Annotated in this window: 18 protein-coding genes; 11 read left to right on the top strand and 7 right to left on the bottom strand. The window is 54.0% G+C overall.

All coding sequences use genetic code 11. The annotated features are described in order from the left end of the window. The first annotated feature begins 48 nt into the window (after window positions 1-48). Complete coding sequence (locus tag HV157_RS19005) at window positions 49-660, top strand: LysE family translocator (RefSeq protein ID WP_032680350.1); 612 nt, start codon at window positions 49-51, stop codon at window positions 658-660. A 28-nt stretch (window positions 661-688) separates the two neighbouring features. On the opposite strand, the gene HV157_RS19000 is transcribed toward HV157_RS19005, so the two are convergent. Both HV157_RS19000 and yjdI read right to left on the bottom strand, forming a co-directional pair. Beyond that, window positions 689-961, bottom strand: coding sequence for a GNAT family N-acetyltransferase (locus HV157_RS19000; protein ID WP_014171484.1), 273 nt, complete (start codon window positions 959-961; stop codon window positions 689-691). A 10-nt stretch (window positions 962-971) separates the two neighbouring features. Further along, window positions 972-1,202 carry a 4Fe-4S mono-cluster protein YjdI gene (gene yjdI / locus HV157_RS18995; RefSeq protein WP_020883756.1) on the bottom strand — a complete coding sequence of 77 codons (231 nt, stop codon included), beginning with the start codon at window positions 1,200-1,202 and terminating at the stop codon, window positions 972-974. Window positions 1,203-1,380: 178 nt separating this feature from the next. On the opposite strand from yjdI, the gene HV157_RS18990 reads away from it, so the two are divergent. The 5 genes from HV157_RS18990 to HV157_RS18970 all read left to right on the top strand — a co-directional run bounded on the left by HV157_RS18990 (window position 1,381) and on the right by HV157_RS18970 (window position 7,891). Beyond that, window positions 1,381-3,018 carry a sensor histidine kinase gene (locus HV157_RS18990; RefSeq protein ID WP_182268829.1) on the top strand — a complete coding sequence of 546 codons (1,638 nt, stop codon included), beginning with the start codon at window positions 1,381-1,383 and terminating at the stop codon, window positions 3,016-3,018. 3 nt (window positions 3,019-3,021) lie between these two features. Beyond that, window positions 3,022-3,723, top strand: coding sequence for a response regulator (locus tag HV157_RS18985; RefSeq protein ID WP_014171487.1), 702 nt, complete (start codon window positions 3,022-3,024; stop codon window positions 3,721-3,723). A 168-nt stretch (window positions 3,724-3,891) separates the two neighbouring features. After that, entirely contained in the window at window positions 3,892-4,980 is a 1,089-nt protein-coding gene (locus tag HV157_RS18980) for an ABC transporter substrate-binding protein (protein WP_020883753.1), read from the top strand. A 78-nt stretch (window positions 4,981-5,058) separates the two neighbouring features. After that, window positions 5,059-6,828, top strand: a complete 1,770-nt coding sequence (locus tag HV157_RS18975; RefSeq protein WP_020883752.1) for an iron ABC transporter permease — start codon at window positions 5,059-5,061, stop codon at window positions 6,826-6,828. Continuing rightward, window positions 6,821-7,891, top strand: coding sequence for an ABC transporter ATP-binding protein (locus tag HV157_RS18970; RefSeq protein ID WP_020883751.1), 1,071 nt, complete (start codon window positions 6,821-6,823; stop codon window positions 7,889-7,891). Before HV157_RS18975 ends, HV157_RS18970 begins: the two co-directional genes overlap by 8 nt. Before the next feature lie 77 nt (window positions 7,892-7,968). Here the strand turns inward: HV157_RS18970 and manA are convergent, their stop codons facing one another. Genes manA through HV157_RS18955 form a run of 3 tightly spaced genes read right to left on the bottom strand, consistent with a single transcriptional unit; the run spans window position 7,969 to window position 12,671 of the window. After that, window positions 7,969-9,135, bottom strand: a complete 1,167-nt coding sequence (gene manA / locus HV157_RS18965) for a mannose-6-phosphate isomerase, class I (RefSeq protein ID WP_182268828.1) — start codon at window positions 9,133-9,135, stop codon at window positions 7,969-7,971. Next, window positions 9,132-10,550, bottom strand: coding sequence for a glycoside hydrolase family 1 protein (locus HV157_RS18960; protein ID WP_032678911.1), 1,419 nt, complete (start codon window positions 10,548-10,550; stop codon window positions 9,132-9,134). Before HV157_RS18960 ends, manA begins: the two co-directional genes overlap by 4 nt. Before the next feature lie 51 nt (window positions 10,551-10,601). Continuing rightward, window positions 10,602-12,671, bottom strand: coding sequence for a CBM35 domain-containing protein (locus tag HV157_RS18955; RefSeq protein ID WP_182269137.1), 2,070 nt, complete (start codon window positions 12,669-12,671; stop codon window positions 10,602-10,604). 55 nt (window positions 12,672-12,726) lie between these two features. On the opposite strand from HV157_RS18955, the gene HV157_RS18950 reads away from it, so the two are divergent. Continuing rightward, window positions 12,727-13,878 carry an IS30-like element IS30 family transposase gene (locus HV157_RS18950; protein ID WP_001254932.1) on the top strand — a complete coding sequence of 384 codons (1,152 nt, stop codon included), beginning with the start codon at window positions 12,727-12,729 and terminating at the stop codon, window positions 13,876-13,878. Between the two features lie 153 nt (window positions 13,879-14,031). Here HV157_RS18950 and HV157_RS18945 read toward each other — a convergent pair whose 3' ends face one another. Both HV157_RS18945 and HV157_RS18940 read right to left on the bottom strand, forming a co-directional pair. Beyond that, entirely contained in the window at window positions 14,032-15,369 is a 1,338-nt protein-coding gene (locus HV157_RS18945; protein WP_025203318.1) for a carbohydrate porin, read from the bottom strand. A gap of 208 nt (window positions 15,370-15,577) precedes the next feature. Further along, window positions 15,578-16,849 (bottom strand): PTS transporter subunit EIIC, encoded by a 1,272-nt coding sequence (locus HV157_RS18940; RefSeq protein WP_182268827.1) that lies wholly within the window; start codon window positions 16,847-16,849, stop codon window positions 15,578-15,580. Between the two features lie 169 nt (window positions 16,850-17,018). Between HV157_RS18940 and HV157_RS18935 the strand changes: the two genes are divergently transcribed. Genes HV157_RS18935 through HV157_RS18920 form a run of 4 tightly spaced genes read left to right on the top strand, consistent with a single transcriptional unit; the run spans window position 17,019 to window position 19,946 of the window. Then, the gene (locus tag HV157_RS18935) at window positions 17,019-17,330 is read left to right on the top strand and encodes a PTS sugar transporter subunit IIB (protein WP_014171497.1); all 312 of its coding nucleotides are present in this window, start codon (window positions 17,019-17,021) and stop codon (window positions 17,328-17,330) included. A gap of 14 nt (window positions 17,331-17,344) precedes the next feature. Beyond that, window positions 17,345-18,667: a PTS sugar transporter subunit IIC gene (locus HV157_RS18930; RefSeq protein WP_014171498.1), complete on the top strand. Its 1,323-nt coding sequence runs from the start codon at window positions 17,345-17,347 to the stop codon at window positions 18,665-18,667. Further along, window positions 18,667-18,999, top strand: coding sequence for a PTS lactose/cellobiose transporter subunit IIA (locus tag HV157_RS18925; protein WP_254915524.1), 333 nt, complete (start codon window positions 18,667-18,669; stop codon window positions 18,997-18,999). Before HV157_RS18930 ends, HV157_RS18925 begins: the two co-directional genes overlap by 1 nt. A gap of 41 nt (window positions 19,000-19,040) precedes the next feature. After that, complete coding sequence (locus HV157_RS18920) at window positions 19,041-19,946, top strand: ROK family protein (protein WP_032678914.1); 906 nt, start codon at window positions 19,041-19,043, stop codon at window positions 19,944-19,946. Window positions 19,947-20,023 lie beyond the last annotated feature (77 nt).

Genomic DNA, 20,023 nt, shown 5'->3' with positions numbered 1-20,023 from the left:
ATATGCTTTCTCTCTGTTGACGGGTGAAATTCTGGAGTTTTACAGACGATGGAAATGAGTATTGTGGCCGGGTTTTGGGTGGTGTCTTTCCTGCTCATCATGACGCCGGGCGCCGACTGGGCTTACGCCATTAGCGCCGGCATCCACGGGCGGCGCGTGGTACCCGCAGTGATGGGCCTCATGTCCGGGCATCTGCTGGCGACACTGATTGTGGTCGCGGGCGTGGGCGTCATGATGGCGCAACATCCGCTGGCATTATCCGGGCTGACGATAGCGGGCGCACTTTACTTGCTGTGGCTTGGTATCTCACTGTTACGCGCTCCTGGCGCACCGGAAAGCGCCACAACCTCGGCGGCAAACTGGAAACAGTGGGCGGTGAAGGGATTATGTATCAGCGGCCTTAACCCGAAAGTTTTTTTGCTGTTCCTTGCCCTGCTTCCACAATTTACTGACCCGAAGGGAAGCTGGTCGGTTGCGATGCAGATGTCCGCGCTGGGCTTGCTACACCTCATCACCTGTACGCTGGTCTATCTGCTGGTGGGATACGGTTCAAAAGCCATCCTGGCCACCCGCCCGCAGGCCGCGCGTCTGGTGAGCAGAGCATCAGGGGGAATGATGGTAGTGATTGCGGTGGTGCTGCTGTTTGAACAGATCAGATGAAAAAACACCGGCCATTGCCGGTGTGTTTCTACGCCCGAATATCGTCATATTCCCGCGTATTATCAAACTCATGTTTGGCAAACGGGCATAGCGGGATAATTTTTCGATTTTCACCGCGCATCTTTGCGACCACTTTTGCCACCAGCTGTTTACCCACACCTTGCCCTTTCAGGCTCGGATCCACATCGGTGTGCTCGATAATGCTCAGATGCTCACCGGTCGGTACGAAGACAATCTCTGCAACCTGGTTACCGTCAGCATCGTTGACGTAAAACTTGTTATGGCCTTCCAGAATATCCATGGTTCCTCGCTTATTTTTGGCGATACTTCAGCGCACCGCTCGGGCAGGTATCAATCACATGTACAACCGTTTCGACGTCCACTTCATCCGGTATAATCCACGGTTTACGTTTCAGGTTGAAGAGCTTAGCGCTCCCGCGCACGCAATTTCCTGAGTGTTTGCAGATCGCGGTGTTGAAGTAAACGTCAATTTTCTCTCCGGTATAGGCCCGGTAGCCTGCATCCAGTAGCGCTTTATCCACGACATTGCCTCTGTAATTATTCGGGTGCTGAATGAAGCATAGCCTTACGCGATCCTGATAGCTATAACCCCCAAAACGAAAAGCCAGGTCACAACTCTGTTTTCGCCAGATTGCATCCCCCATTTCCTCATGTCAGTCTGCGCAGACCGCTCTAATCAGACTCCCCGCGTCAGGTCGTATGAAACGCAGACTCTCTTTTCAGGTAAAACTTTTTTTAGCGCTGGTGTGCTTCTCCTGCCTGCTGTTAGTTCTGCTGGGAACCATCCTGTTTCATTTTATTGACCGGCAATTGCATCACGATCTCGGCCAGCGCGCCCGGGTTCAGGCCAGCGAAATCGCGTTGATGCCGGGGCTGGCGGAAAACGTCGCGGCCAGAAATATCCCCGCCATCGCCCGTTTAATTCAGCCTATACGGGCCGAAAGTGATGCCAGTTATATTGTCATTGGCGATACCCGGGAACAGCATCTTTATCATTCAGAATCACCGGAACGCATCAATTTACCGATGATCGGCGGGGATAATGCGGAGGTATTACAAGGCAAAACAATTATTTCGGTGCGTAAGGGTGGGATTGGGGTTTCACTGCGCAGCAAAGCGCCCATCTTTAATGCGCAGCATCAGGTGATTGGGATTGTCTCGGTCGGTTATTTGACGTCGTACATTGCGAATATCAATGCGCGTATTCTCTGGCAGTCCGGGTTATACGGTATGGGTCTGTTGCTGTTACTGTTTATTTTTTCCTGGTTGTTTACCCGCAATCTTAAAAAGCAGATGTTCCGCCTTGAGCCAAAAGATATTGCGCAACTGGTCTTACAGCAACGCGCGCTGCTGGAAGCAATGTATGAAGGGGTATTTGCCGTCAATGAAGAAAAGCAGCTGATTTTAATTAACCGTGCCGCCAGAGAGATGCTGGATATTCATCAAAGTGAGAAAGCGCTTATCGGCAAACCGCTGGAAGACGTTCTGCAAACGTCCCCCGGTTTTTTATCTCAGCGCTACGCCTCGGTTAGCCGCGGTAACCACGACCAGATTGCGGTGCTTAACCAGCGCGAGGTGATTGTGAACCGCGTGGCGATTGAGGTTGAACCTGGTGTTGAAAGCGGTTGGGTTTATAGCTTTCGCGACAAGAATGATATCAACACTCTCAGCAGCCAGCTAAGCCAGATTAAACGCTATGCGGATAACCTGCGCATTATGCGTCATGAACAACTGAACTGGACCGCCACGCTGGTGGGGTTGCTGCAGATGAAACACTATGACGAGGCGATCCGTTACATCCAGGCACAGTCAGAAGGGGCGCAGCGCGTGCTGGACTTCGTCTCAGCCCATTTTGTCTCGCCGGCCCTGTGCGGATTGCTGCTAGGGAAATATGTCAGCGCCCGGGAAAAGGGCGTTGAACTGCAGTTTGATCCCGCCTGCCAGCTCACCCGCATGCCTACCTGTATCACGGAAATGGAGCTGGTCTCGGTGATTGGCAACCTGCTGGATAACGCCGTTGACGCTACCCTGAAAGCCCCGGTTCCCGCACCTGTAGAGCTTTACATTTCCGATCGCAACCAGGAGTTGCTGATAGAGGTGGCCGATCGGGGTTGCGGGGTGGATGAGGCGATGAAACCGCATCTCTTTCGCCAGGGATTCAGCAGTAAGCCGGAAAGCGAGAACGACATTGTGGGCACAGAGCACGGTATTGGCCTGTTTCTGGTGGCAGGCTATATCAACAAGGCGGGCGGCAGCATTGAGATAACGGATAACGCTCCTCAAGGCACGATATTCTCTGTGTTTATTCCCAATCCACTCCCCGTTCGACAGGGCTAACGCATGACCACGACCCGAGCACTTGATGTTGTGATTGTTGAGGATGAGCCGCACCTGGCGGAACTGCATCGCGAGTATATCGAGCAAAATTTCCATTTGCGCGTGGTGGGCATTGCCGCGTCGATTGAGCAGGCGTGTAACCTGATACGCCAGCATCAGCCGAGGCTGATACTGCTGGATAATTATCTCCCGGACGGTAAAGGCGTGGCGTTAATCGATAACCCGCTCCTGAAAAGCTATGAATGCTCGGTGATCTTTATCACCGCAGCCAGCGATATGCAGACCTGTAGCCATGCCATGCGCAGCGGCGCGTTTGACTACCTGATTAAGCCTGTTTTTTTCCAGCGTCTGCACGCCTCGCTGGAGCGTTTTATGCGTTTCATCCACACCGTGCAGCAGGTGAAGGTTGTCGACCAGCATGCGCTGGATCGCCTGTTTAACCTCCCCGCCGCGGACACCTCGCAGACCCCGTCCACAAAGGGTATTGAGCCCCACACCCTGGACCGTATTAAGCGTTTATTTGCGGAACACCCCGAAAAAACAATGTCGGTGGAAGAGGTGGTGGAATACGTCGGGATCAGCAAAACCACGGGCCGCCGTTATCTGGAATACTGCGTGGAAAGTGGGTTAATCAGCATCGAAATGCTGTATGGCAATATCGGACATCCCAGAAGGCTTTACCGCAAAGCGGCAGAGAAAACGTAATCCGTAACCGTTCGTTTGCTAAGCGTCGCGGATTTTATGGTGTTAATTGCTGAAACGACGCCGACAATCACACTTCGGAACCGCAACCCGCGCCCCCCTATTGTCGGCGCGGAGCCATGCGCTATGTTGACAATTAGTTCCTCAAATGTAACTAAAAGGTTAACTATAATGTCGAACATTTTCCGAATTTCTCTGATTACCGCTACCGTACTGTGTTCTGCTTCCGCACTGTCTGCTTTGCCGCAGGGCTACCCTGCTGACTATCAAAAAATGGTCGATGCCGCGACCAAAGAGGGCAAAGTGGTGATCTACTCCACCACCGACACCAAAGCTGCCGGGCCGCTGATTGAGGGCTTCGAAAAAACCTATCCGGGCATCAAAGTTGAATATAACGACATGAACAGCACCGAGCTGTACAACCGTTTTATCAGCGAACAGGCCTCGGGTGGCGGAAGCGGCGATGTGGTCTGGAGCTCCTCCATGGACACCGGGCTGAAGCTCGCTACCGACTACGCCATGGAGTACAAATCACCGGAGCAAAGCCAGCTGCCGAAATGGGCGGTCTGGAAAGATAAGGCCTACGGTACCACCTATGAGCCCGTCGTGTTTATCTACAACAAACGGCTGATCCCGGCGGGCGACGTGCCTGATTCCCATGCGGCGCTGGCTAAGCTTATTGCCAGCCAGACGGATAAATTCAAGAGCAAAGTCACTACCTACGACATCGAAAAATCGGGTCTGGGCTTTATGCTCTCGGTGCAGGATCACAAGGCCGATCCTAACTACTTCAAAACCCTGGCCGATATCGCCAAAGGGGGCCTAGCCGTTCAGTCTTCAACCGGCACCATGATGGAGAGGGTGTCATCAGGGGAAAACCTGATCGGTTTTAATATCCTCGGATCCTACGCGGAAGCGCGTGCGAAGAACGATCCGTCGCTGGGGATCGCCTATCCAAAAGATTACACCCTGGTGTTATCACGCGTGTCGTTCATCAGCCAGCAGGCGCAAAACAGCAATGCCGCGAAACTGTGGCTGGACTACGTCCTGTCTGAAAAAGGACAAAGTATTCTGGCAAGCCAGGCGGATATCCCGTCCATTCGTAACGATATCGACGGCAAAAATGATATCGACGGCCTGACGAAAGTGCTCGGCAATGCGCTGAAACCTATTCCGGTTGATGAAAGCCTGCTGGAGTATCTGCAGCCGAAAAAACGCCTGGAGTACATCAAACAGTGGCGTACCGCCGCCGCCAAATAAGCGTCTGAGCGCGACGCGGGTCGTCGCGCTCCTGTTACCTGAGTTCGTTTTGCTGGGCTGCAACACCAGGGATACCCCATGAATACATTACGCAGAAAGTGGCAAAGCCTGCCGCGCGGTATTGTCGTGTTGATAACCGCCCTGGTTATCTACACGCCGCTGTCGTTTATCGTGATACAGAGCTTCTTGTCCGCCCCGTTCTTTTCACCGGCAAAAGAGTGGAGTCTTGAATCATTTGGTTTTATCTTCACCGACCCTGATTTCTATAAGGCGCTGAAAAGCGGTTTTATTCTCGCTTTCGGGCTGGTCATCATCGCCATTCCGTTAGGGGGCGTGCTGGCCTTTCTGATGGTGCGTACCGATCTGCCCGGCCGCCGCCTGATTGAACCGCTGATCCTCGTGCCGGTTTTCGTGTCGCCAATGGTGCTGGGATTCGGCTACGTGGTGGCCGCCGGTCCGGTGGGCTTTTTATCCCTCTGGGCGCAGGCGCTGATTGGTTTCGTACCGTGGAATATCTACGACATGTCGAGCATCGTGGTCATTGCTGGCCTGACGCATGTTCCGCATGCCTATCTCTATATTTCGTCCGCGCTGCGAAGCGTCGGTTCCGATGTGGAAGAGGCCGCACGTACCGCGGGCGCGTCGCCGTTACAGGTGATGACCTCGGTCAGCCTGCCGATGGTGCGACCGTCCATTTTGTACGCCATCGTTCTGCTGTTCTTCCTCGGTCTTGAAGTGTTTGGTCTGATGCTGGTCCTCGGCGATCCGGAAGGCAACATGGTGCTGGCAACCTACCTGTACCAGCTGACCAACAAGCTTGGTACCCCTTCCTACCACCTGATGGCGGCGGTTGCGGTGGTGCTTATCTGTATCACCATTCCGCTGGTCATGCTGCAGCGTCGCCTGATGCGCACCGCCAACCGTTTCGTGACCATGAAAGGCAAAGCGTCTCAGGCCCGGGCTTTACCTCTGGGTAAATGGCGCTGGGTGGCGGGCGCGGTGGTCGCCTTCTGGCTTACCGTCACGATCGGCGTTCCCCTGCTCGGCGTGGTGTTACGCGCGTTTATCTCAAACTGGGGCGTGGGCGTTTCGCTGTGGGACGAGCTTTCCCTCAGTACTTTTCGCACGATATGGGCGCAGCCGAACCTGCTGCGTGCCATCGTCAACTCCATGTCCATTGGGGTCATTGGCGGCGCGCTGGCCGTGGCGTGCTACCTGTTTGTCGGTATCGCCATGCACCGCAAACCGGACAATACCACGCGTTTCCTGGATTACAGCGTCCTGGTGCCGCGCGCCGTGCCTGGCCTGCTCGCGGGTCTGGCCTTTCTCTGGGTGTTCCTGTTCCTGCCGATGTGGCTGGATAACTCGCTGAAATCGGGCTGGCTTTCCGGGTTCGCCTGGAGCGACTGGATGCGTGAAAACCTGATTGTCTGGCTACGTTCGCTGCGCAGCACCATATTCAGCGTCTGGCTGGCCTATACGGTGGTCTGGATGGCGTACGGGCTGAGACTCATCTCGTCCACCCTGCTGCAGGTTGCGCCGGAGCTTGAAGAGGCCGCCCGCAGTACGGGGGCTACGCGTGGCCAGATCACCCGCCATGTCACGATCCCGCTCTCCCGCTACGGCCTTATCGGTTCGTGGCTGCTGATGTTCCTGATTTTTGAACGCGAATATTCAACGGGTGTGTACCTGCTTTCACCCGGCACGGAAACCATCGGCTCGATGCTGGTATCCCTCTGGGCCGCGGGAGCCATTGATATTGTGGCGGCGCTCTCTTTTATTAACATCCTGCTGGTGGTAGTAGGTCTGGGCATTGCCCTTCGTTTCGGAGTCAAAATACATGATTGAATTAGCGGTTAACGATCTGCACCTGACCTACGGTGACAATCCTGTTTTAAAAGGGGTCTCCATGAACCTCAACCGCGGCGAAGTGGTCTCCCTGCTGGGTCCTTCCGGCAGCGGGAAAACCACCCTGCTGCGTGCGGTGGCGGGCCTGGAAAAACCGACTCAGGGCTCGATTATCATTGGCAAAAACAAAGTCTATGACGGCACGCCGCGCAGCGAGATCCCGGCGGAAGAGCGTAACCTGGGCCTGGTGTTTCAGTCGTATGCGCTGTGGCCGCACAAAACCGTTTTTGAAAACGTGGCCTATCCGCTTAAGCTGCGCAAGGTTCCGGCCAAAGAGATCCAGCAGCGCGTACAGGACGTACTGGACCAGCTCGGGCTGGGCCATCTGGGCAAACGCCACCCGCACCAGCTCTCCGGTGGACAACAGCAGCGCGTGGCAATTGGCCGGGCGCTGGTCTACAACCCGCCGGTCATTTTACTGGATGAACCGCTCTCTAACCTCGACGCTAAGCTGCGTGAAGAGGCTCGCGTATTCCTGCGTGAACTGATTATCAAGCTGGGCTTATCCGCATTGATGGTAACGCACGACCAGAATGAGGCGATGTCGATTTCCGACCGTATCCTGCTGCTTAACAACGGTAAAATCGAGCAACAGGGCACACCGCAGGAGATGTACGGCTCGCCGAAAACGCTATTTACCGCTGAGTTTATGGGCAGCAATAATCGCCTGCACGGCAAGGTAACGGAAGTACGCGACGGCAAAGCGCGTATCGAAGGCAAAGGCTGGGTGCTGTGGGGCCAGGCCGGTGAAGGGGTACGAAGCGGTGAAGATGCCACCGCGGTGATCCGCGTCGAGCGCGTGGCGGTGGTCGAAGGGCCGGGGGAAAACCAGCTGGCGCTACCGTTACTGACCAGCATGTATCTCGGCGACCGCTGGGAATACCTTTTCCGCACGCCGGGGGATGATTTTGTCATTCGCGCCTATGGTCACGAGGCCCGGGACCCGCTGCACTGCCACCTTTCGCTGCCTGAAAAGCACGTGTGGATCTTCCCGAAAAACTAAATGTAAAAAGGCTGCGATAAGCAGCCTTTTTTATGCCCGACATACTGCCTGCACTCGGCAGTGAAAGCCTTACGTCATCAGCTTACCAGGCAAGACTGCCCGCGCTGAGTCAACGTCCATAAGGTTGTGACCGCCGGGATGAACGCAGACTGACCGGCGTTCAGCGTCATGGTGGCACCCTCGGCGTGGCTGAGCGTGGCACTCCCCTTCAGCACCAGCAGAATTTGCGCACGGTCTGTCCCGATGCTTTGCTGCTCGCAATGTTCAATAACGCTAAAGCGAAAATCCGTTACCGGGATCGGGTATTGCTGCATCCCCTCTTCCCGGTGCGGATGCATCCTGAGGCGGTCGGCTGGGGTTTCGTCAAACACCGTACAGCGCACCAATTCTGCCACGTTGATGTTCTTGGGGGTTAAGCCCGCACGCAGCACGTTGTCAGAACTGGCCATGACCTCTACCGCCGTACCGTTCACATAGGCATGTAGCGTACCGGCGCGCAGGAACATCGCCTCACCCGGCGCAAGCGTAATGCAGTGCAGATACAGCGGGGCCAGAGCCCCGATGTCCCCCGGGTAGTCTCGCAGTAGCCGTTCGATAAAGGGCGCTACCGGAGCAAACACCCCGCATGCAAGTCGCGCTTCCAGACACGTCAGCACGCCCTCTTTTTCCGCCGGCTCAAGCGCCATCAGACGCGTAAAAAAGGCCTTAAGCCCTTCAGCATGCAGGTTGTTGCGAAACAGCGACAGTGCGGACGTCAGGGCCGGGGCATCCAGGCGCAAAAAGTGATTGGCAATCTCCTGATACGGCCGGAAGCCGTTCATGGCCATAAAAGGCGTCAGGGCAAAAACCAGCTCGGGCTTATGGTTCGCATCGGTGTAATCCTCTCCGGGCAGGTTGCCCTGACGGGCGAACCCTTCTTCTGCCTGGCGCTTATTGGGATGTACCTGCAGCGACAGTGCGCGCTCCGCTGACAGCAACTTCAGCAGGTAAGGCAACTGCCCCGCAGTTTCTCCCGCGCACGCGCCCAACATCTCTGCCGGCCTCTGTGAAATAAGGTCCTGTAAAGAGCGTAACCCTGTATCGGTTTCAATCTCCGAGCAGCCTGCGGGGTGGCTTCCCATCCAGACCTCGGCCTGGGGTTGATCGTCAGGGTTGAGCAGGCCAAAAAGATGATTAAGCGCTACGCGACTCCCCCAGGCGTAATTTTTGATGCCGTTACGCATCCGGTAAAAAGGCTGACTCATTGCGTATCCTTTTCACATTCGCCAGGGGTGAAGCCATTTTCAGCCGCCAGCTGCGCAAACCACAACGCGTTACGTTTGATTTGTCGCTCCCCGGTGGCTAAATCCAGACGCCAGAAGCCATATCGCCGCTTGAAGCTGTTGATCCAGGACCAGTTATCAATGAAGGTCCATTGATGAACACCAAAACAGTTGGCGCCGTCAGCAATACCACGATGCAGCTGAGCCAGATGTTCCTCCATCAGAGCGATACGGAAGGTGTCATCTATCACGCCATCGGCCTGCACCGGCCCTTCGGACTGCAGATCCATCGCGATGCCAATTTCCGCCAGATACCATTTAATATTGCCGTAGTTATCGCGAATATTGCAGGCAATGTCATAGATAGCTTCCGGGTGGATCTCGTTATTGTCGCGATAAGGGTTAAACCGTCCCTGAGGATCGATGTAATTTTCGAAATAAACTTCCGGCGTGAAGTAATCGAGCGCGTAAACGCTTTCCCGCGCTTTCACCCTTCTCGGCACATAATAATTCACCCCCAGAAAATCAATTCTCGACTGCAGGATCGTCTCCACATCCTGCCGTGAAACCTCTGGTAAGCAGCCGTTTGCGGTTAAGATTTCGCACAGTTCTTTGGGGAATTCATGTTTAACCAGCGGGTCGAGGAAGCTGCGGTTAAACAGCAGGTCGGCATACCAGGCCGCTTTTTTATCGGCCTCGCTGTCGCTGCGGGTATAAGAAGGCGTGAGGTTGAGCACGACACCAATCTCACCCGGCAAGCCCATTTCACGGTAGACATTCACCGCCCTGGCGTGCGCCAGCATAATATTAAAGGCGACCTGAGCCGCCAGTTTGCCATCTTTTTTACACGGATAATGGAAGTCATATAAATAACCGCCTTCCACCGGTACGATCGGCTCATTAAAGGTTATCCAGTATTTCACCTTATGGCCAAACAGCTCGAACGCGGTGCGGGCGAAGCGGGCAAAAAGCTCGGTTACGTAGGATGACTCAAATCCGCCATATGCTTTTTGCAGCGCCTCGGGCATATCAAAATGGTAAAGATTGATGATGGGCTCGATGCCGTTGGCAATCATTTCATCGAAGTAATCATTATAGAAGCGGACGGCGTCGCGGTTTGGCTGTCCGGTTTTGAAATCATCGATCAGACGCGACCACTGAATAGAGGTTCGAAACGAGTTAAACCCCGTTTGCTTCATCAGGGCTACGTCTTCTTTATATTTACTGTAGGTTTCACAAACGTGCTGCGGACCAATCTGCTGAAAAAAACGCTCCGGTTGTTCGGCAAACCAGCTGTCCCAGACAGAACGGTGCGGCTTATTGGCTATGCCTTCCGTCTGCGGACCTGATGCCGCTGCGCCCCAAAAAAAACCTTCCGGGAATTGATACCGGTTCATAACGCCTCCTGAATGAAAAAAAGGGCTGCCCCGAACAGGGCAGCCAAATAACTACTCTGCAGTGACTTCAATTGATTTGATGAACATATATCCCCAGTCGCCAGAGAACTTGCCAAAGCTAATGGTGTTGTCCCCTGCCCTGAGCGTGACCGGTACGATCATCGTCTGGCCTTTCTCATCCGTTTGCGGGAATTCAATGCTCACCGGCGTTCCGCCGTTCACAATGAACGAGTTTTTCTTACTCCCCCATTTGCCGTTAAATTTCACGTGCAGGGCAAACTTACCGTCCCAGGGGGCGTTAACCTGCCAGGTCACGCTGTCTCCGTCATTGGCAAAAGGACCAAGGAAACCGTCTTCACCAATCGCTAACGTATCTTTATCGCTCTTGGTGATGTTCAGTTTCCCCTTGCTGACGTCCAGCGTTCCGCCGCCAAAATGACAGTAGTCCGCCGGCACGGGTCCCGCCGCGGCCTTCACGCTAACGTTTACCGTCTTGCTGCTTTTCAGCAGTCCATCGTCAGCGGTAAAGGTCAACGCATAGTCACCGGGAGCCGAGAACCAGGCACGGGTTTCCGCTTTGGTGCTGTCACAAAAGTGGACGTTATCCTTGCCTTCGTGATGCCATGCCACGCTGACCTTCGGCTCCGGCAGATTGTCATCCTGCCAGGCCGCGGTGAGCTGAACGCCTTTATCCACGGTGGTAGAGAGCGCCTCCTGCAGAGTGATGACCGGCGGCAGGTTTTTCTGCGTATGCTCAAGGCGAATCACGTTTGAAGGCGCAGACTGACCGCTTTCGTTCTTTGCGATCACCCGGTAGTAGTAAGTCTGGCCCAGCGTCAGGCTGCGATAGTCATCACGGAAGAGATCCATTTTTGCCGGATCCCACTCATTTTTGCCGTCAGAGATATCCTGACCAACGCGGGTCCACGGGCCGTGTGGCTGAGTCGCTCTCTCCACATCGTAATAACGCCCGACGGGAGACCCCATCCAGTTAATGGCAAACGGTGAGTTGCTCTCGCGCAGCTTAGGCGCTTCCGGGACCGGCAGAGCCGGCGCCTTGCTCAGCCCCGCCATTTGCGCCGAGGCGGTTCGCACCAGATTGACGACCTCCATCTCCTGGTTTGCTTTGCCCTCGACCGGGAAGCCAGGCAGATGGTAGCTGTAGTGCCCGGTAAACTCTTTGTGCCAGTAAAAACCACCATCATGGCGATGACCACGGAAGCCCCAGATAAAGCCCCCCGCCGCCTGCGCGCCATTGACCTCGGTATGCACAATGGCCTGCATGATAGTGTTAAGGTCTTTTTGATCGAGCAGACCAAATTCGCCAACCAGATAGACCTTTTTGCCGCCAATCGCCTCCAGATCGTTGCGAACCTGCTCGGGGTGGTTGTTCTCGGCATTGGTGTAATAGTGGTTACTGATGATGTCGACGTTCGGATCGTTGAGCGCGAAATCATTCACCTTTTTATAGGTACCATCGACGACAAGCTGATGGGGCGCCCACTTGCGGATCCAGGCCGACGTTTTCTGCAGGAAATCAGCGTTGGTGTTTTCCAGCTCATTACCCGTTTCCCAGGCCATGATCGCCTTTTCATCGTAGTAATGGCGTCCCGTAATGGTGTTGGTACGGGTAATCACCTGACGGATCACATCCTGATAAGCACGGTAGGTTTTACTGTCGGTTCGATAAAAATCTTCCGGCTTTTCATGATAAAACGCGGCCAGCTGTTCGCGTCCCCCCCACCACCACCAGTGGTCAATAAACGGCAGAATCAGGCGCAGCCCCTGCTTATCCGCCTCGGCAATCATGTTGTCATACACTTTCATGGCCGTTTCATTCAGCCGCGGCATGCCGTCCGGCGTTGCCGGTGCCAGAATATGTGTCTCACGTCCGCAGGCAGCATCATTTTCCTGCTGCACGGAAAGCACATATACGCGCTGTGCTTTAGCACCGGTTTGCACCAGCGCTTTGATCCAGTTCTCCTGCTCTTCAGCAGTCGGCCATCTAAAGTATTGCCCCCAGCCGCGCGGATCCGCCTTACAGGTTCCGCGCGCGTCATCTTCTATACGATGCAGCTCCGGGGCGTGGATCCCGGCGAAGCGAAAGACGCGATTGTAGATTCAATTGGTCAACGCAACAGTTATGTGAAAACATGGGGTTGCGGAGGTTTTTTGAATGAGACGAACATTTACAGCAGAGGAAAAAGCCTCTGTTTTTGAACTATGGAAGAACGGAACAGGCTTCAGTGAAATAGCGAATATCCTGGGTTCAAAACCCGGAACGATCTTCACTATGTTAAGGGATACTGGCGGCATAAAACCCCATGAGCGTAAGCGGGCTGTAGCTCACCTGACACTGTCTGAGCGCGAGGAGATACGAGCTGGTTTGTCAGCCAAAATGAGCATTCGTGCGATAGCTACTGCGCTGAATCGCAGTCCTTCGACGATCTCACGTGAAGTTCAGCGTAATCGGGGCAGACGCTATTACAAAGCTGTTGATGCTAATAACCGAGCCAACAGAATGGCGAAAAGGCCAAAACCGTGCTTACTGGATCAAAATTTACCATTGCGAAAGCTTGTTCTGGAAAAGCTGGAGATGAAATGGTCTCCAGAGCAAATATCAGGATGGTTAAGGCGAACAAAACCACGTCAAAAAACGCTGCGAATATCACCTGAGACAATTTATAAAACGCTGTACTTTCGTAGCCGTGAAGCGCTACACCACCTGAATATACAGCATCTGCGACGGTCGCATAGCCTTCGCCATGGCAGGCGTCATACCCGCAAAGGCGAAAGAGGTACGATTAACATAGTGAACGGAACACCAATTCACGAACGTTCCCGAAATATCGATAACAGACGCTCTCTGGGGCATTGGGAGGGCGATTTAGTCTCAGGTACAAAAAACTCTCATATAGCCACACTTGTAGACCGAAAATCACGTTATACGATCATCCTTAGACTCAGGGGCAAAGATTCTGTCTCAGTAAATCAGGCTCTTACCGACAAATTCCTGAGTTTACCGTCAGAACTCAGAAAATCACTGACATGGGACAGAGGAATGGAACTGGCCAGACATCTAGAATTTACTGTCAGCACCGGCGTTAAAGTTTACTTCTGCGATCCTCAGAGTCCTTGGCAGCGGGGAACAAATGAGAACACAAATGGGCTAATTCGGCAGTACTTTCCTAAAAAGACATGTCTTGCCCAATATACTCAACATGAACTAGATCTGGTTGCTGCTCAGCTAAACAACAGACCGAGAAAGACACTGAAGTTCAAAACACCGAAAGAGATAATTGAAAGGGGTGTTGCATTGACAGATTGAATCTACAATCGCCATCTTTTAACGCTGCGCCATCGCGAGTAATAAAGTGTTCAAAATGGGATTGCTCGGCCGCCAGAGCCCCCGCGCTTCCCAGCGCGGAGAGTAAGGAGACGAGAAGCAGTTTTCGAATCGGGAAAGCCATCTCTTTTCTCCTCAGAACCAGACTTCAGCCTGCACACCAAAATTCAGCGTATCGGTATCGCCGCTACGTGAATATCCCCCCGGACTCAGGGTGCCAGTGCTCCAGTCGTAATTTCTGTCCATCGCATCCGAGACGCCTTTATCCCATTTTGCGTAGGTGGCAAAGAAGCGCAGCTGCGGACGGCTCCAGAAACCTGAATCAAAGGTCAGGGTCGGCGCAATGGTCACCTTGGTCAGGCCACCTTTCCCTTTACCGTTTACGCCCATGTAGTTTTTATCATCCAGATATTCGTAGCCCACCTCATATTGCATGGCGAAGTTTTTGGTTATCTGATGATACGGACGGATACCCGCGACCCACATGGAACGTCCCCAGCCGTCATCGTCGTTGGTCCACCAGCGGTAGTTTTTGTCTTTCTGATAAAACGCAAAGGTCGATACTTCCACGTCACCCAGGTTGGCCATGCTGTCCAGCACGACGCGCCAGGATTGCGTATCCTCAAGGTTTGCCCAGCCCCAGCCGTTTTTACCCAGCGAATCCGCGGCGGCCAGGCCTTTGCCATACTGGAAAGCGATGCGGGAGTATCCGTTGGTCAGGCCGTAGAAGCTGTCAAAGTTGTACAGCGCGGTCACGCCGTACCCCTTCTCAGCCGAGGTAGGATGGTTTTCATTGCGGTTCATGTGGTGGCCGATAAGTTCGACGTCGAGCCCGGTGCCGCCGATCTTTTTAAACCACAGGTTAAGCGAATAGTCGTCCGGATAGCCCTGATCCCCCAGATCTACCGGATAAGCTTTGGCTTCGTCGGTGGTCGAGAAGGCATACACACCCGCATCAAAGCGCGCGAAGCCTAAGTCCAGGTTATCGAACCCGCCCCCGGTTCCGTTGTACTGAATGTACTCCCAGTCGAACTGGTGGCTGGAAAGGTTGGAGCTGCTGTAGCGTTTACCGGCCCAGAAGGTCATGTCCGGGGCAAAATCGAGATTCGTTAATTCAGCAAACCCTTCGCGGAACTGGGTCTCTTTGCCATCATCGTCAGTACAGTTCCAGTCGGCGGTACATTTGGTCTGGTGCGTCAGGTTGGCCTGAATACGTGCGACTGCGCCTGAATCCGACTTCAGCGTTACCGTCGGGATCAGCTCAATTTTGGTATCTTCTTCGTTACCCAGACGCCATTTCCCGTCAGGCATCAGACCCACCGAATCGACCCGGTTGCCATCGCTATTGGCAAGAATACCCGAGCGTAAATAGCCATGGAGGGCGAAATCATATTTCTCATCGGCGCTGGCATAACCGCTGATGACAGTAAGAGCAATCAAGGACAGAGGTATTGATTTCATTAACGTTTGCATAGGTTCCCTTTGAATTTTTATTTTCACGGTTAAACGTGCAGGGGAAATGTAAGGATCAAATCTGGAAATGTACATCCACAAACGGAAAGCGCTTTCCATGTTTGCCGGATTGAATCACAAATTTAAGATCAAAGAGAAAATTTTTGTGAAGAATGTCACGAAATAATCTTCTGCCCATCAGGAACGGGCAGAAGCAGGGAGGCGGGGATTATTTTTCCAGCTGCATCAACTGGCGTTCATGAACCTTAAAGAAGGGGCGATAGAGCATCCATGCATTGAAAAAGGCGAACAGGCACATGCACATATTTTTCCAGCTGCCGTTCGCCGACCAGGCTGCGCCCAGCGGTGAAGGCATAGACCAGGGCAGCATGGCGACGGCTCTATCAAGCACGCCCAGCTGGGTTAAATACCAAGCTATACAGGCATTTATCAGCGGTACAAACACAAAGGGCAGTAAAAAAACCGGGTTCATGATGACGGGGAAACCAAACAATATCGGCTCGTTAATGTTGAACAGCGACGGCAGAAGGCCAATTTTCCCGACGCTCTTCAACTGCCGGGATCGGCTTCGCGTCGCCATAAAGACCAGCGGCAGCGTAGAGCCGATACCGCCAATCAGCAGATAAAAATCCCAGAATCCCTGCAGATAAATATGGGGCAGCACGGCTTCCCCGGCGGCCAGGGCCCGCTGGTTTTCAAACAGATAGGTGAGCCAGAACGGGTTCATGATGCCCGTAATGATCAGGGCGCCATGAATACCGACGAACCATAAAAGATTACACAGAAACAAGGAGATAAGCACCGCCGTAAGGGTATCGGATGCCACGATAAGCGGGCGTAACGCCTCGCCAATCAGCTGCGGCAAAATTTGTCCGGTCGTCTGCAGCATCACGGCATTCATTACGCTAATGGAGAGCATGATCACCAGCAGCGGCATCAGCAGCTGGAAACCATTTCGCGTCATCACCGGCACCTCCTCCGGCAGACGAATGCACCACCCTCTTTTGTAGAAAAACCTTATTATTTCAATAGAGTAAGCGCTTGAAATGAGCGCAGTGAAAAGCCCCATCCCACCCAGAAAAATATTCGTTGCACCGTTATCCCGAAAGCCAATGAACAGCAAAAAGGAGAGGCAGCCGGTGAGCCCACACAGCCGTTCCGGCAGTTGATACTGCTTGGCCAGACTGGCGCTGGCACCAAACCCGACAATCAGCGCCACCAGTCCGAGCGTCAGCTCAAAGGTTGGCAACAGCATCGGACGCAGCAGCAGATAGACGTGTCCGAGGCGCGATGCACTTGAAATGGCGAACGGTGGAAACAGCAGCGGCACCATCAGGCTTCCCACAATCACAAAAGGCATGGCGAGGGAAAAGCCGTCCCGCATCGCGGTAATATGTTGATTTCTGGTGATTATATTGGCTGCTGGCGTGAGACGTTGCTCGATCAAATCCACAGCAACATTCATCAAATGAATGTTCATAACTCGACCTTAATAGTTCGTGAATAGCCGCGATGATCTCGCACATCCGGACAAAGTGAAAGATTCCCTCAGGTGATCGCGGTCACAATTACCTTATCCACCAATGGAAAGCGCTTTCCGTTTTGTTCCATGATGACTATATTCCAGCCATAAGTTCAAAGGAGACGTTATGAAAAAAATCATGTTGTGTTGTTCTGCCGGGATGTCCACCAGCCTGCTGGTGAAAAAAATGGTCGACGAAGCGCAAAAGCGTGGCCTGGAAGCGGAGATCAAAGCGTTTGGCGTGGCCGAATTCGCCGAGCAGGTCGGTCACTATCAGGTGGTGCTGCTTGGACCGCAGGTGAAGTACATGCAAAGCGATCTTCAGAAACAAGCTGATAAATACGGGATCCGTGTTGAGCCTATCAACATGATGGATTACGGCATGCAAAAAGGGGGCGCCGTTCTCGATTTCGCCCTCTCCCTGATAGATAACAAATAACGAAGGGAAAACCCATGAGCTCTCTGTACGCGAAACTTATCCAGGTCATTGAACAGAAAATTACCCCGATGGCAGGCGCCGTCGGGCAGCAGAAGTATGTGACCTCGATTCGTGACGGCTTTATCACCGCCCTGCCGTTCATGATCGTCGGTTCCTTTATGCTGGTGTTTATTTTCCCGCCCTTCTCACCCGACACGTCCTGGGGTTTCGCCCGGGCATGGCTGCAATTCTCGTTGGATCACCGTGAAGCCCTGATGCTGCCGTTCAACTTCAGCATGGGGATCATGACGATCTTCATTTCAGTCGGGATCGCCGCGAGCCTGGCCAAACATCACGATCTGGATGCCCTTACCGCCGGCATGCTGTCGCTGATGGCATTTCTGCTGGTGGCTGCGCCGTTAAAAGACGGGCAGATTTCTACCGCCTATTTCTCCGGGCAAGGGATCTTCACGGCCATTCTGGTGGCTATCTACTCTACCGAGCTGTATGCCTTCCTGAAGCGTCACAATATTACCATCCGCCTGCCGCCAGAAGTGCCTACGGGCGTTGCGCGTTCGTTCGAAATTCTGATCCCGGTGCTGGCAATTGTTGTCACTCTGCACCCGCTCAACCTCTTCATTGAGGCTCAGCTCGGCATGATTATTCCGGAAGCGATTATGTCGCTGGTGAAACCGCTGGTTGCCGCCTCCGATACGCTGCCTGCCATTCTGCTCTCGGTGCTGGTGTGCCAGGTTCTGTGGTTTGCGGGCATCCACGGCGCGCTGATTGTCACCGGAATTATGAACCCATTCTGGATGGCGAACTTGTCGGTTAACCAGGCAGCAATGGCTGCCGGTCAGGCGATCCCACACATTTACGTTCAGGGATTCTGGGATCACTACCTGCTGATTGGCGGGGTCGGCTCTACGCTGCCGCTGGCGTTACTGTTGCTGCGCAGCAAAGCGGTACATCTGCGTACCATTGGGCGTATGGGCGTGGTGCCGGGGATGTTTAATATCAACGAACCGATTTTATTCGGTGCCCCTATCATCATGAATCCGCTCTTTTTCCTGCCGTTCGTGCTGGTTCCGATGGTCAATGCCACCCTCGCCTACTTTGCCCTTGATTTCGATCTGGTCAGTCGCGTGGTCTCGATGACACCGTGGACAACGCCTGCCCCTATCGGCGCATCCTGGGCGGCCAACTGGAGCTTTAGCCCGGTGATCCTCTGCCTGCTGTGCATGGTGACCTCAGCGGCCATGTACTTCCCGTTCCTCAAAGCGTACGAGAAGCAGCTGCTGGAACAAGAGCATGAAAATGCGGTTGAACAATCTGAAGAAGCGGCACAGTCCGCCTGATAGTAAAAACACAGAGGTTACTGATGGAATTAGAAGAACAGGTCATGGGCATTATTATCAATGCCGGTCAGTCACGCAGTCTCTGCTACGAAGCGCTTGGCTTCGCAAAAAAAGGTGACTTTGCTTCAGCCGACGCGCGGATGAAAGAGGCGGCGCACTTCGCCCGTGAAGCGCATCTGGTGCAAACCCAACTGATCGAAGCTGACGAAGGGGAAGGCAAAACCAAAATGACGCTGGTGATGGTGCACGCTCAGGATCATTTGATGACCTCGATTCTGGCGAAAGAACTGGTGACGGAGCTGATCGAACTGTACCGCACTCGTCAGGCATAACCATTCAGGAGAGGCGCTGGCCTCTCCTTTTCGAGGAACGTATGCACTATCTTGGACTCGATATTGGCGGCACAAAAATGGAAGCCATCCTGCTTTCGCCTCAGGGCGAATGCCTTTGGCGTGAGCGTCGTCCGACGCAAAAAAAAAGTTATGACGCCTTTATGCACCATCTGCTAGCGTTTATCGGCGAAGCGCGCGCGGTAAGTGAAGTGCCATTCAGTATCGGTATTGGCCTGCCGGGGGCCATCGACCCACAGAGCGGGCTAATTAAAAACTGCAACTGCCTGGTACTCAACGGTCACGACCTGAAGCATGATTTAGCACAGCAGCTCAATCAGCCCGTGTGGATAGCCAATGACGCGGATTGCTTCACGCTGTCTGAAGCGGTTGATGGCGCAGGCGCAGAAGCAGATACCGTCTTTGGCGTAATTGTCGGTACCGGATGCGGCGGTGGCGTGGCGGTACATAAGCGTCTGCTTCAGGGGCCAAACGCCATCGCTGGCGAATGGGGACATAACCCGTTGCCTGGCTATGCCCCCGAGACGGATGGTCCGGCGCAGCCCTGCTATTGCGGGAAACATAACTGTATCGAAACCTTTATCTCTGGCACCGGCTTTGCCCGCCGTTATCCCAGCGAACTGAGCGCGCAGGCCATCATTGAAGCGGCGGCCCAGGGAGACCTGACCGCGCGGGCCCACTGGCGCCACTTTATCGACGCCTTTGCCCGCAGTCTGGCCTCGGTGATCAATATTCTTGATCCGCAGGTTATTGTGTTGGGCGGTGGGTTATCAAATGTCAGCCAGCTGTACGACGAACTTCCGGCCGCCATCAGGCCCTACATCTTCTCGGAAAGCTGCCGTACCCGTATCGTCCCGGCCCGTTACGGCGACGCCAGTGGCGTGCGTGGCGCGGCGTGGCTACCGGGTTTGCACGCCGCGCAGACGTGAAACCGCCTGTGGGGGGCGCTAAGATTCTTAAGGTGGGTTATGTTAAGATAACCAAAACCCACCACGCAGAAAATGCT

The organism is Enterobacter sp. RHBSTW-00318 (assembly GCF_014101375.1).
GTDB lineage: Bacteria > Pseudomonadota > Gammaproteobacteria > Enterobacterales > Enterobacteriaceae > Enterobacter > Enterobacter ludwigii.
Note: the sequence above shows the minus strand (reverse complement) of the source record. Positions and strands in the feature narration are given on the sequence as shown.

Coding starts and splice junctions, on each gene's coding strand:
- HV157_RS18950 (WP_001254932.1), top strand. CDS start 12,727: ATGAGACGAACATTTACAGCAGAGGAAAAAGCCTCTGTTTTTGAACTA.
- HV157_RS18990 (WP_182268829.1), top strand. CDS start 1,381: ATGAAACGCAGACTCTCTTTTCAGGTAAAACTTTTTTTAGCGCTGGTG.
- HV157_RS18980 (WP_020883753.1), top strand. CDS start 3,892: ATGTCGAACATTTTCCGAATTTCTCTGATTACCGCTACCGTACTGTGT.
- HV157_RS18970 (WP_020883751.1), top strand. CDS start 6,821: ATGATTGAATTAGCGGTTAACGATCTGCACCTGACCTACGGTGACAAT.
- HV157_RS18940 (WP_182268827.1), bottom strand. CDS start 16,849: ATGAACATTCATTTGATGAATGTTGCTGTGGATTTGATCGAGCAACGT.
- HV157_RS18930 (WP_014171498.1), top strand. CDS start 17,345: ATGAGCTCTCTGTACGCGAAACTTATCCAGGTCATTGAACAGAAAATT.
- HV157_RS19005 (WP_032680350.1), top strand. CDS start 49: ATGGAAATGAGTATTGTGGCCGGGTTTTGGGTGGTGTCTTTCCTGCTC.
- HV157_RS18975 (WP_020883752.1), top strand. CDS start 5,059: ATGAATACATTACGCAGAAAGTGGCAAAGCCTGCCGCGCGGTATTGTC.
- manA (WP_182268828.1), bottom strand. CDS start 9,135: ATGAGTCAGCCTTTTTACCGGATGCGTAACGGCATCAAAAATTACGCC.
- HV157_RS18920 (WP_032678914.1), top strand. CDS start 19,041: ATGCACTATCTTGGACTCGATATTGGCGGCACAAAAATGGAAGCCATC.
- HV157_RS18935 (WP_014171497.1), top strand. CDS start 17,019: ATGAAAAAAATCATGTTGTGTTGTTCTGCCGGGATGTCCACCAGCCTG.
- HV157_RS18985 (WP_014171487.1), top strand. CDS start 3,022: ATGACCACGACCCGAGCACTTGATGTTGTGATTGTTGAGGATGAGCCG.
- HV157_RS19000 (WP_014171484.1), bottom strand. CDS start 961: ATGGATATTCTGGAAGGCCATAACAAGTTTTACGTCAACGATGCTGAC.
- HV157_RS18945 (WP_025203318.1), bottom strand. CDS start 15,369: ATGCAAACGTTAATGAAATCAATACCTCTGTCCTTGATTGCTCTTACT.
- HV157_RS18960 (WP_032678911.1), bottom strand. CDS start 10,550: ATGAACCGGTATCAATTCCCGGAAGGTTTTTTTTGGGGCGCAGCGGCA.